The organism is Polyangiaceae bacterium, from assembly GCA_016715885.1.
Classification (GTDB): Bacteria; Myxococcota_A; Polyangia; order Polyangiales; family Polyangiaceae; genus Polyangium.
In genome coordinates this window covers 642,472-654,882 of the sequence record JADJXL010000001.1, presented here as the reverse complement: position 1 = coordinate 654,882, position 12,411 = coordinate 642,472, and the positions used below count along the sequence as shown (strand labels likewise).

General features: G+C 61.4%; 9 protein-coding genes. 7 read left to right on the top strand and 2 right to left on the bottom strand.

Going from position 1 to position 12,411, the window contains the following annotated elements:
• Positions 1-32 precede the first annotated feature (32 nt).
• The 6 genes from IPM54_02730 to IPM54_02705 all read left to right on the top strand — a co-directional run bounded on the left by IPM54_02730 (position 33) and on the right by IPM54_02705 (position 8,758).
• Positions 33-1,667 (top strand): hypothetical protein, encoded by a 1,635-nt coding sequence (locus IPM54_02730; GenBank protein MBK9258733.1) that lies wholly within the window; start codon positions 33-35, stop codon positions 1,665-1,667.
• A 103-nt stretch (positions 1,668-1,770) separates the two neighbouring features.
• Positions 1,771-5,364: a DUF11 domain-containing protein gene (locus IPM54_02725; GenBank protein MBK9258732.1), complete on the top strand. Its 3,594-nt coding sequence runs from the start codon at positions 1,771-1,773 to the stop codon at positions 5,362-5,364.
• Between the two features lie 77 nt (positions 5,365-5,441).
• Positions 5,442-5,975, top strand: coding sequence for a GNAT family N-acetyltransferase (locus tag IPM54_02720; GenBank protein ID MBK9258731.1), 534 nt, complete (start codon positions 5,442-5,444; stop codon positions 5,973-5,975).
• Entirely contained in the window at positions 5,972-7,399 is a 1,428-nt protein-coding gene (locus IPM54_02715; GenBank protein MBK9258730.1) for a beta-lactamase family protein, read from the top strand. The genes IPM54_02720 and IPM54_02715 overlap by 4 nt, the downstream gene beginning before the upstream one ends.
• Before the next feature lie 506 nt (positions 7,400-7,905).
• On the top strand, positions 7,906-8,559 hold the full coding sequence (locus IPM54_02710) for a hypothetical protein (protein MBK9258729.1): 654 nt from the start codon (positions 7,906-7,908) through the stop codon (positions 8,557-8,559).
• 4 nt (positions 8,560-8,563) lie between these two features.
• Positions 8,564-8,758: a hypothetical protein gene (locus IPM54_02705; protein ID MBK9258728.1), complete on the top strand. Its 195-nt coding sequence runs from the start codon at positions 8,564-8,566 to the stop codon at positions 8,756-8,758.
• Between the two features lie 181 nt (positions 8,759-8,939).
• Here IPM54_02705 and IPM54_02700 read toward each other — a convergent pair whose 3' ends face one another.
• Both IPM54_02700 and IPM54_02695 read right to left on the bottom strand, forming a co-directional pair.
• Entirely contained in the window at positions 8,940-9,578 is a 639-nt protein-coding gene (locus tag IPM54_02700; GenBank protein ID MBK9258727.1) for a hypothetical protein, read from the bottom strand.
• Positions 9,579-10,031: 453 nt separating this feature from the next.
• Complete coding sequence (locus IPM54_02695) at positions 10,032-11,417, bottom strand: hypothetical protein (protein MBK9258726.1); 1,386 nt, start codon at positions 11,415-11,417, stop codon at positions 10,032-10,034.
• Between the two features lie 111 nt (positions 11,418-11,528).
• Here IPM54_02695 and IPM54_02690 point away from each other — a divergent pair, with 111 nt between their 5' ends.
• Positions 11,529-12,365, top strand: coding sequence for a DUF3365 domain-containing protein (locus IPM54_02690; protein ID MBK9258725.1), 837 nt, complete (start codon positions 11,529-11,531; stop codon positions 12,363-12,365).
• Positions 12,366-12,411 lie beyond the last annotated feature (46 nt).

Sequence of the window (12,411 nt, the reverse complement as noted above, 5' to 3'; positions counted from 1 at the left end):
GATTCCTTCCTCTACTTATCGTCCTCCCTTGCGTGCCGTGGTTCTTGCAAGCCGTGCACGTTGCCGCGCTGTCGCCATTCGGCCGTGATCAAGGTATTTTTCATTATGTAGCGTGGGCCATTCTTCGCGGTGAAACGCTGTATCACGACGTGCGCGACGTCAATGGCCCGCTCACGGCCATGGTGCACCTCGTATTCATGCTCCTCGGGGGCACCGACGAGCACCGCTTTCGAGTGCTCGATTTGCTGGTGAACGGCGCCGTATTCGCCTTCGTCGGTGCGTGTCTTCCCGGTCTTTGGAATCACCCAAAGCGCCCATCGCTGTGGGAACGAGCAGCCTTCGGGCTCGTCGGTCTCGTGGTGCTCGGTGCTCAGTATTTGTCGTACGTTTATTGGCATTCGGCGCAACGCGAAAGCTTCTTCGATTGGTTCATGCTCTCGTCGGTCGCCCTGCAATTCTCGGCGCAAGCTCGATTCGAAGGCGATTCCGAAAAGCGCGCGATGCTGCGTCACCGGAATCTGCTCTTCGTCGCGGGCGCGCTTGGAGCCATGCCCTGGCTCGGCAAACCCACCTATGCCGCCTTTACATTTCTCCAAATGGCAGCGCTGCTTTTGGACAAAGAAATGGCCATTGGCGTCCGCACGAGGGTGCTCTGGTTTTTGGCGGGAACTGCTGCCGGGGCCATGATACCGCTTGGTTTCATGCTCATTCATGGCGACGTCGGGGCTTATTTGCGGGTCACGTTTCAGGACGTACCGGCCATGTATCGGTTCATTTGGCCGAGGTCCGTGAAGGATCTCGTCTTTCCGAAGTTCCAAAGCGGCAGCGGCGAAGTATTCTTTGGCCTCGCCGGTGCGATCGTGCTCTCGGTGCTCATTTTTGCCGGCAAGCTTCCTCGTCGAGCGCTTGCCATTGCGCTCCTGCCGCTCGCGGGGATAGCCAACATCATTGCGCAGCGAAAAGGGTTCGAATACCATTATCATCCCTTGTCGGCGGCGGTTCGATTGCAATTGCTCTTGCTCCTCGTTTGCGCCGTGGAATGGGCTCGAGCCACGCTGGCGAGGCGACCCCTGGCGCGTATGCTGCCTTTTGCGCTCGCCATATTCACGTCGGTCGTGGCAGCGCACGAGCTCTACACATCGCCACACCGACACCGATTGTGGCTGCCGAATCACGTGGCGCAGGCAAAAACGCGCGAGACGCAAGAATACTTTGCGGCATTTCCGGAATGGGATTTCTTCCCCTGGGATCTGCGGCGCGCGGCGCAGTGGATCGAGGAACATACGACGCCCGATGATCGCGTGCAGACCTATGGAATGGATCCATATCTGCTTTTTCTCGCAAAGCGACTGTCCGCGACCCCGTACATTTATGCGTACGACCTGAGCCCAGGCGCGCCGCTCGCAGGAGGCGAAGGCGCTCGTCCGAACGAAGCCCAAAAGCAAAAGATCCTCGACATCCGCAATGCGCATGAGCGTGATTTATTGGAGCGACTCGAAAAGGTGCCACCTGCTGCATTCGTATTCATGGATAAAGCTCCCTTGTTGAGCTTCGTCGATGCGCTCGAGGATTTTGCCTGGTATTGCCCGGATAGCCATGCATGGTTCAGCGAACGTTATGAAGAAAAAGCTCGCTTCGGAACAGTCCGTATCTTCATGCGTCGCTGATCTCCCTCCCCGTGCTCGTTGCCTGTTTACATTTACAGAAGCCTCGTGTACAGGCGCCACACACTAGCCTCGTCTACAGCCAACCATGAGGAATCGTGAAGCGATGAGAAAGCGGCCTGGCCTTGCAGCCATTGGGAGTCTGGTTCTGCTAACGGGATTGGCCAGCGACGCCATCGCCGCCCCCATGCTGCGTTTGCAAGTCGTACAAAGAGGCGACTTCGTGCTCTTCGGCAATACGCTCGGGTACGAGTGCGCTCCAGGCGGAGCGCTGCCGATCGTGGGCACCGTCGGCACGTGCGGCACGAACACGACCGATTCGGCGCCCGACATTTACTGGCGTGCCGATGCGCCTGGCATGGGACAAGCTCAGGCCGATCTAAGCGTTACACGTGCCAATGCCCGAAGCACCGCCATGCTCGCTCTGCCGGCGGGCGCCACGATTACGCATGCGTACTTGTATTGGGGTGCCGGCAGTCTCCTAACAGGACCGGACACCGCAGTCACCTTGGAGCGTAATGGCGTATTCAGCACGAACGTCTCGGCGATGATGATGTATCCCGGTACGAATCAATATCAATCCGTCGCCGATGTGACCTCCATTCTTCAAACGCATGGTCCCGGTGCGTACCGCGTGGGTGGCATCGATGGGCCTACTCTCGCGAACGTGAACAACAACGTTTCTTATGCAGGCTGGTGGATGGCGGTCTTCTACGAGAACTCGACCGAGCGGATGCGAAGCCTCTCTCTTTACGAAGGCCTGGAAGACGTCGGTGTCGGATTGCCCCTGAGTGCGCTTCTGTCGGGTTTCCTCGTCCCCAGTGCGCAATTCGACGCAAAGCTCGGCGTGATTGCCTACGAGGGCGATGCCGCTATCACGGGTGATCAATTCTTCCTCAACGGCTTCGCCATCTCGGATGCGCAAAATCCGGCAATGAATTTCTTCAATAGCACGCGCTCGACGCTCGGGATTGCGACGCATTTGGCGGGCGATCTCCCCGAAATGCCGGGCACCCCAAACAGCCTGGCCGGCTTGGACCTCGACGTGGTCGACATCGCCCCCTACCTCGCTCCGGGCCAGACATCGGCGCAGGCCCAGCTCGTCACAACCGGTGATGTCATTCAATGGGGAGGCTTCGTGACGTCGGTCTCGACCCTCGCGCCCGATTTCAGCACGTCGACGAAGACAGCCGTGGACGTGAATGGGAGCGTCGTCCTGCCCGGCGACACCGTTGAATACACGATCACGGTGACGAATATGGGGGAGGATACCGGGACGAATGTCATGCTGACCGATGTCATTCCGGCAGGCCTCTCGTACGTGCCGAATTCGCTCGTCATCACGCAAGGCGCCAATGCAGGCCTCTTGTCGGACGCGCCCTTCGACGATCAGGGCGAATACGACTTCATGTCGAAAACGCTCACCGTGAGGCTCGGTGCCGGTGCGACCGCGAGCATGGGCGGAAACATGGCCCCAAGCGACACGACGACGGTGGTTTTTCACGTGACCGTGGATCCGGTTGCATTGGGCCCGATTCAAAATCAGGCGACGATCAATGCAGCGGGACAATCCGGGTTTGCACCCATGGATACCCTGACGGACGGCAATGGCCCCGCACCGGGCAGACCGCCGACGGTCATCACGGTCGTCGAATGCGCGACGAATGCGCAATGCACGACGCCGGCCCCGTATTGCGCAGCATCGAACGAATGCGTGGAGTGCCTCTTCAATGCGCACTGTTCGCCCCTCTTGCCGACCTGCGAACCGATCACCAATACATGCGTTTGCATGCCGTCGGGCGCCGAAACCTGCGACGGCATCGACAACGACTGCAATGGGCAGCTCGACGACGGTTTTAATGTTGGCGCAGCCTGCTCCGCGGGTATCGGCGCGTGCCAATCGAGCGGCACCATCGTTTGCACTGGCAATGACACTTCCGCTTGCAATGCCGTGCCGGGTACGCCTGTCACCGAAACGTGCGACGGCATCGACAACGACTGCGACGGCACGAGCGACGAAGGTTTTGGCATTGGAGCGGCGTGCTCCGCGGGCGTCGGCGCTTGCCAGGCGAGCGGCACCATCGTTTGCGACGGCAATGGCGGCACCGCTTGCAATGCCGTGCTGGGCACCCCCGTCGCCGAAAGCTGCGACGGCATCGACAACGATTGCAATGGCCAAATCGACAACGGCCTCAACCTTGGTGCAGCGTGCTCCGCCGGCATCGGAGCATGCCAGGCGAGCGGCACCATCGTTTGCGACGGCAATGGCACCGCTGTTTGCAATGCCATGCCGGGCACCCCCGTCGCCGAAACGTGCGACGCCATCGACAACGACTGCGACGGCACTGTCGACGACGGCCTCAACCTTGGTGCAGCGTGCTCCGCCGGCGTCGGCGCGTGCCAAGCAAGCGGCACCATTGCGTGCGACGGCAATGGGGGCACCGCGTGCAATGCCGTGCCGGGAACCCCCGTCGCCGAAACCTGTGACGGTATCGACAACGATTGCAACGGGCAAATCGACAACGGTTTTAGCGTTGGAACGGCCTGCTCCGCGGGCGTCGGCGCTTGCCAGGCCAGCGGCACCATCGTTTGCGACGGCAATGGCGGTGCCGCTTGCAATGCCGTGCCCGGAACGCCCGTCGCCGAAACCTGCGATGGCATCGACAACGATTGCGACGGCACGGTCGACGACGGCTTTAGCGTTGGAACGGCATGCTCCGCGGGCATCGGCGCATGCCAAGCAACCGGCACCATCGTTTGCGATGGCAATGGCGGTGCCGCTTGCAACGCCGTGCCCGGCACCCCCGTCGCCGAAACCTGCGACGGCATCGACAACGATTGCGACAGCACCGTCGACAACAGTTTTAGCATTGGTGCAGCGTGCTCCACGGGCGTCGGTGCATGCCAAGCGAGCGGCATGATCGTATGCGACGGCAATGGCGGTACCGCTTGCAATGCCGTGCCCGGCACGCCCGTCGCCGAAACCTGCGATGGCATCGACAACGACTGCGACAGCACGGTCGACAACGGTTTTGACATCGGAACGGCATGCTCCGCGGGCGTTGGCGCGTGCCAAGCGAACGGCATCATCGTATGCGACGGCAATGGCGCTGCCGCTTGCAATGCCGTCACGGGCATGCCCGTCGCCGAAAGCTGCGACGGCATCGACAACGATTGCGACGGCACCGTCGACAACGGTTTTGATATTGGAACGGCATGCTCCGCGGGCGTCGGCGCTTGCGAAACGAACGGCGTCGTCATTTGTGACGGCAATGGCGGCGCGTCCTGCAATGCCGTACCGGGAACGCCCGTCGACGAAATCTGCGACGGCGCGGACAACGATTGCGACGGCACCGTCGACAACGGTTTTGACATTGGAAAGCCGTGCGCCGCGGGTGTCGGCACCTGCCAAGCGAGCGGCGTCATGGTCTGCAGCGCCACCGGCGGCACGACCTGCGATGCCGTACCGGGAATGCCCGTCGACGAAGTCTGCGACGACGGCAGCGACAACGATTGCGACGGCACCGTGGACGAAGGCTGCACGACGCAGCCACCGCCGCCGGATGACCCGGCGACCGATGGCGGCTGCGCTTGTACTGTGGCATCGGCGAACAACCGCTTCGGCGCATCCATGTGGTTGTTCGGGGCAGCCGCATTGATGTCGCTGGCACGTCGCAAACTGCGTCGCGCCGTCGGCTAAAGCCCCTCCCCTGCCCTCACGCGCGCGCCTACGCATTCTTCTCGCGGCACGCAAAAGTGTGCTACGAGTCCCCCACAATGCAAAATCTCGACAACGAGCCCATTTGCGTCCGCCCTGCGTCGAAGGGAGACTTGCCGCAAGTCGCCCGCCTCGCCGCGCAGCTCGTGAGGCTCCATCATGCGCTGGATCCTGCACGGTTTTTCCTCGTCGAGCCCATCGAAGACGGATACCAATGGTTTCTCGGCAAGGAAATCGAGCGCAAAGAATCGATCGTTTTCGTTGCAGAGCGCGTCATCGACGACGACAAAAGCATCGTAGGATATGCATGGGGACGCCTCGAACCTCGCGATTGGATGGAGCTTCGTGACGAATGCGGGCGCCTGCACGAAGTGTTCGTGGAGCTTTCGATGCGGCGATCAGGCATTGGCAAGCGGCTCGTCGAGGAAACCTTGCAATGGCTCGAAGCGCACGGGGCGCCGCAGATCGTATTGACCAGTGCGTGGAAAAACGAGGGCGCGCACCGATTCTTCGAATCGATCGGATTTCGTCGGACGATGGTGGAAATGACGCGGGATCGAGCGGGCCAATCATCGGCCACCGGAAGCCCGTGAATAACATCCGCCGCGCTTTGTTCTTCTTGCTCTGCACCGTCATGGCCGCATTCCTGACCGGTTGCGCGCCACGCGAGCTCGAGCTGCGTCCAATCACCGGACATACGTTCTCGGCACTTCATACCCCACCCGACGAACCTACCTACGGGCCGCTCGATGCGCAGAACGACGAGCAGCGCTTCCGCATCCTCACATCACGCTGGCACGATCGACTTCGAGCACGCGGGGTCCCTGGTGGAGCGATCGCCGTCGTGCTCGACGGAAAACTTCGCTTCTCGGCTGGTGTGGGGGTGCGTCGCGTGGATCAGAATGCACCGGTGACGGCTACGACACGCTTCCGAGTGGCCTCCGTGAGCAAAATGGTCGTTGCGGCGACGGTCCTCTCGCTTGCGGAGAGCGGGCGCTTCGAGCTCGATGGTCCTCTTCGGGCGATCGTGCCTGACTTTTCGGCTCCCCCGCGTTCCGAAGCGGACATCGGGGCCGTGACCATTGCCTCGCTCATGACGCACACGGCGGCCATCCCGGACCTTGCGTGTCTGGACCCTACCGAACCGCTCGACAAAAGCGTCCGCAATTGGGCGTCGTGGCCATTCTGGGGACCTCCGGGCAAGTTCCACAATTATTCGAACTTTGGCTACACGCTTTTGGCAACGGCCATCGAGCGCGTCGAGCACGAGGATTTTCGCGACGTCATTGGGCGTCGCATATTCATCCCTGCGGGCATGACGACCGCCAGCTACGTCGTGAACGAGCGCGATGGCGATGTGGCCGCGGGGCATGTCGCAGGCCGAGTGATCTGGGAAGCGCCTGCCGATTGCGAGGCATCTCAGGCTGCAGGGGGCGTCGTCGCCAGCGCGGTCGACTTCGCGCACTTCGCCGAGGTGCTCCTTGGGGGTGGGGGCAAGCTATTAACAAAAACTTCCGTCGATGCGATGCTTCGAGGTCGAGTATTGATTGATGAACCGCCACGGCGCACGTATGGCTTTGGCATCGTCGAATTCGAGCGTGCGGGTATGCGCGTGCTCGAGCATGGAGGTTTCGCGGCGGGCTTTGCGACGCTCGTTCGACTGGTCCCCGAGCGCGGTTTTGCGGTCATTGCATTCGTGAACGCGGCTGCGCCAATCCCCACCGCGGTGGCCGATGCTGCAATGAGTTCTTTCTTGGGTGTTCGCCCTGAAAAGCCACTACGCGAACGTCCGTCTCCCGGCACGTTCGGTGGATATGCCGGCTTGTGGGAAGACACGGCAGGGGCGCTCGGCAAGTTCGTGATTGTCGCGAAGAATGACCATTTGATCGTTCGCGCTGTGGGGGATGATCCGCTGCCGCGGGGCTTGACGGGGACGTTTGTGCTCGACTCGAAAGGTCGAGCCGAATACTTCGTCACGCGGGTTGGCGTTGCTCGACGTGTGGCCAATCGCGAATGAATGAAATTGCCTACGCCTACGTCTTCTTCTTGCGCCGAGGTTTTGCGAAGGAGCGGACTCGTTTCAGCGTGAATGGCATGAGATCCGCCCGCGAATCTTCCAAGCTATGCCACCTACCCCATCGAATCGATCCTCGAACCGCCCCGACAACACGTTCGACCACTGAAACGCGTCGCCCGACCGTTCGCCCGATGCTTCGTCGGCATCCAAAACTTCTCTCCGAACGTTCCGACGATTGTTCTCACCTCACCGAACGTGTGCTCGATGCAGGCCGACGATGCTTTGGACACGCCGATCGCCGCGCCAGACCATCCGGAAAGCCCATTTGACCTACCGAGTCCTCTTCTACGAACGCTCGGAACCGACGCCTCACTATGCCGGAAGCACACCCGGCTTCGTCGGATCGGTCATCTGTGTATCCCAGATACTTGCCCCGCACGGAGTTTACGGGGGATCGCGACAAGGACAACAGGCTCGCCGACGTGCCCGCATGTACGAGCACTGTTTTGATTGGTGCAAAAAGAGCAACCCCAAAAACCCGGCGGCTCGTGGCAGGTGCCAACAAGATTGTTCTGATAAAATACGGAATGCATGAAGAAGATCGAGAGCAACCCACCCAAGAAGGACGATTGGTGATGATGATCCTGACGACCCGAACCTTGCACCGCCGACAAGAGGACGGGGGTGACGCCGAGGTCGTCTTGACGATCTTTGAGCCGGAGCAGCATGAGGCGGACGATTGGCGCTGCGTTTTCGATTTCGATCCACCCATCAAGCCACGAAACGTGGCAGGTCGAGGGATGGACTGGATTGACGCGTTTGTTCACAGTTTGGCCTATGCCCGCTTGTACTTCGAATCCCAATGGTCGAAGACCGGGCATTGGCAGGGAATGAGCCATCTGGGATTGCCGGAGACGGCTGAGACGCCACGCCATGACACGCCAAGGCCTCCCCCGTTGGAAGCAAGGGGTGAATCCCTTCCGGTGTTGACAACGCGTCGATTTGGTATTCCAAGTGGAAATGGCAGCATCCGCGAGATCAGTCTGATGCTTTATTCGCCATTTTCAACGCAGCCGGGATTGTGGAAGTGCGCATTTTCATTCGATCCGATGGATGGATGGGGGTTCAATACGATACGGAGTCGGTGCCGACTTCATTGAATCGATGCTCGATGCCCTTTCAGGAGCGAAAGCCGTCTATGACTCGATGATTCCCCCCGGCTGGACCGGGCTCGGGGATTTACTCGATTGCGCCTACATTCCCTACAAGGTTGGGCGGGCATTCTATACGGATCGCGTCGAGTACCACAACCCCGACATGCCTGACTTTACGCCGTCCTGGATGCGCGACGGCAAGTAATCGAATCACGCAACACCGAACGGTTTGTTCTTCCACGGCTCGACCAGCTCGCCGTACCAAACCGACACGACAACCACCAACGACCACAGCGGCGCGCGAGGTTTGCGTGACACGTTCGCCGTGCGCGTCTCCCGCGCCAACGTCGCTGTGAGGTTTGCAGGGCTGCGCCATCGGAGGAGGATCACTCGACGCGCAAGCTGCACCCAAGCTCGCTGGATCCCCCTTCGCCTTGATACGACGGTTTACGCATCGGCAGCACGATCGTCTCGTCGCAGCCTGGCGCCGCAAGGAACGCATCGCAGGCGCCCGCCGTCGGACACCCTGTACCCGCTGCGTTGCCCTCGATCATATTGAGCACACAGCCGGTCAGCTCTTCCACGGTCGCCTCGCACCACGTATTGAGGATGTTCTGCACGCAATGATCGATCGTGGGGTGCACCAGACATGCGCCTGCAGGCCACGGGCTCGCATAGCAGTACATGGCGCCGTACCACCCTGCCGCGTAGCCGTCTATCACGGGGGCGGACGGAGGTTCGCCATTGACATCCGCGTTCGGGTACGCCGTCAGGACGTACCACTGGCACCATGCGAGTGCCTCTTCTGGGCTCATCATCGGTGGACCGCTTGGGTTCGCGCCGCCAGCGCCACCCGTCCCGCCAGCGCCACCCGCCCCGCCAGCGCAGCTACCGTTGGCCCTCAGCTCGGCATTGCCTCTGCCGAACGGGTCGCCCACGATCGGATCGCACGCGCCCGCTCCCACAAAGGCCACCGCGACCAAGCAGAAATACGCCCAAACGTTGCCACCCGAGTTCTTCGTCATCGTCCTCATGCGGATGGAGACCTCGAGCTCGCCAGAATCGGCTCAACATTCGTCCGCCGGGTGATCAGGGACGTGCATCGAGGCGCGTTGCCAGCGGATCCCTGCACGCAGGGACGTGTGCAAACGGTCGTTGAAAAGCTTCCCCGCATGCGGGGACGTGCGCGAAGGGTCGTCGGCGACGTTCCCTGCATGCGGGGATGAGCGCGAAGGGTCGTCGGCGACGACCTCTGCATGCGGGGATGAGCGCGAAGGGTCGTCGGCGACGACCTCTGCATGCGGGGATGAGCGCGACGGGTCGTCGGCGACGACCTCTGCATGCGGGAACGAGCGCGAAGGGTCGTCGGCGACGACCTCTGCATGCGGGGATGCCTTGGGAGGATGTTCGGCGACGAGCGCAGCATGCGGGGATGGCTGTGGACGACGTGTTTCAATCTCCTGCGTTCGCCCTCGTCGTCAGTTGCCGTAGCTGACCACCGCGACGGTCTCCCCGTAGTGCGTGCCGTCGTCCGCCTCTTGCTCCTGCACGCGCACGTTGACGCTGCTCGTCGAGACGCTCTGCTGGCGCGTCACCACCGACGCCGGGCCATTGACCGTCTGCGTCTGGCTCAACACCACCGGTGTCGCGCTATGGCTCGCCGGAAACGAGACCGATTGCATGACATGGTCGATCGTTCGCGTCGTGGCCTGAAGCAATGCACCATTCGGGAGACGGTGGGATCCGGCTTCCACGATCATGTACGCGACCATTTCTGTCCCATGGGTGCCGTCCAGGTAGTCCCACTCTTCGAGCTGGTACGAGAAGGAACTGCTGGTGACGTTCTTCAGACGGATGTGGCCGGCATGGCTGCCGTTTACGCTGTTGGTCATCATGATGACGACCGGGGACGTGTAGTTGCCCAGGTAGCCGTTCAGCGTAAACCATGCACCCGCGTCGTCCTGGGTAAGGCTCAACGTGCCGACTTCGCCGATGGTGTATCCATTTTCGTCAATGATGGCTCCGGGCTCGAGCGCCATGAAACCGATGGCTTCAGCAGCGTGCGCGACCTCGGCGTCTCGGGATTGTTCCTCTTGAACGAACACGCCAAAGCTCGATGTGCCGACGGGACCGAGCCTCGTGTCGGCAGGATCGGACCCGTTGAAGGTCTGCATTGCGGCGAATACGGCGGGCGTCGCGGCAAAGCTGCTCGAGAAATTCACGGTGGTGACGTTCTCGTTCACATTGGAGACCATTCCGTCGACGAAGAGAGGCGGCGCGTCGCGGTAGTCGATGAGGGCCGAGATCTGGGGCCAGTTGGCCGCGGTGCATTCGCCGGAATGGACGATATCGAGCAGGTAGTCGTCGTCGTGCATCGCGCTGAAAGCGGAGGTGTCGCAGGTGAGATACATCTCGGTCCAGTGGCTCCAATCGCAGTCATTGAGCGATACGAATTGGGACACGCAATCCAGAGACTCGGTCACGGTTTGCGGCGCTGAATCGCGGTATTCGATGATGGCCGAATACGCGGGCCAATTGGCCGCGGTGCATTCGCCGGAATGGACGATGTCGAGCAGGTAGTCGTCGTCATCCATTGCGCCGAAGGCGTGGGTGCTGCAGGTGAGGTACATCTCGGTCCAATGGCTCCAGTCGCAAGTATTGGACATGGCGTAGCTCTCGACACAGCTCAGAGCTTCGGCCAGGGACTGCACGGCTTGGCTGGTGGAGGCGATATTGTTCTGGCTGTCGTCGAGGAGTTGATCCTGTGGTTCCGCGGCGCAGGCGGCCATCGACGCCGCGATGGTGATGCTGGCGAGGCTTTGGAGGAGGCGAAGGGCGAGCGGGGATTGGGATCGGGTTCTCATCGGTCGTGCTCCCTGGATCTGGATTGTTGAGGGGTCGCTCGACGAGGTTTCCTGTCGAGCAAGTGCCGGCCTGCGGCGCCAGGCTGACGGGCAGCGTGGAGTGCAACGGCCGTGCCGCTATCGCGAGCGGCCCTGCCCGCGGCGGCATTGCGTGGTTTTGCGCGGAAACACGCGGATTTCCGCGTCTGGCCGCGGCGTCGAGTGCCTCGGCATGATGGAGGTTGGGGCCTCCATCTGAAGGCGGGGGGCTCCATCGGGGTCCGTGTTTGCGGCGCCAAAGATGTTGCTGGCTCTCGTGGACCGATTGGGGCATGTTCGGCATGCATGCGTATCTTGTTGTTTTTCGTCATGTTGCCGTGCACCTTCGCGATAGCGTGCGCGAAGTCCGAAAAGAGCAGCGAAAGCGCTCCTGCTGCGAGCGCGCCTGTCGTGAACGCGCCTGCGGATCAGGCCGCGCTCGACAATGCGAAGGCGGCCGCGAGCAAGCTCGGTGGAGCGACACGGACGCGGTTGATGGAGACGATGACTCGGGGCGGTTTCAAGGAAGGTGTCGAGGTTTGCTCGGTCGAGGCCCAAGACATTGCGCGCAAGGTGCGAGAAGAGACGGGCGCGCGCGTGGGACGGTCATCGAATCGATTACGCAATTCGAAAAACGCGCCTCCGTCTTGGGTCGCCGATTGGCTGAAAACCCAAGGCGAACGTAAAGCCCAAGGTGTCGCCGTCATGAGCCAGGTCGTCGATACGCCCCAGGGGCGCGTGGCGCGATTCATCAAGCCGATCGAAATCGAAGCGCCCTGCTTGGGGTGCCACGGAGATCCGGCGTCCATCCAGACCGATGTAAAGGCGATTCTCGCTGAAAAATATCCAGGCGATCAGGCGACGGGGTATTCATTGGGTGATTTGCGCGGGGCTCTCTGGGCCGAAGTGGACGTCAAAGCCGCACAGTGAAGGCGAAAGCGTGGTGCGACGGCTCGTGTCTCCAGCGGCCGCTGCA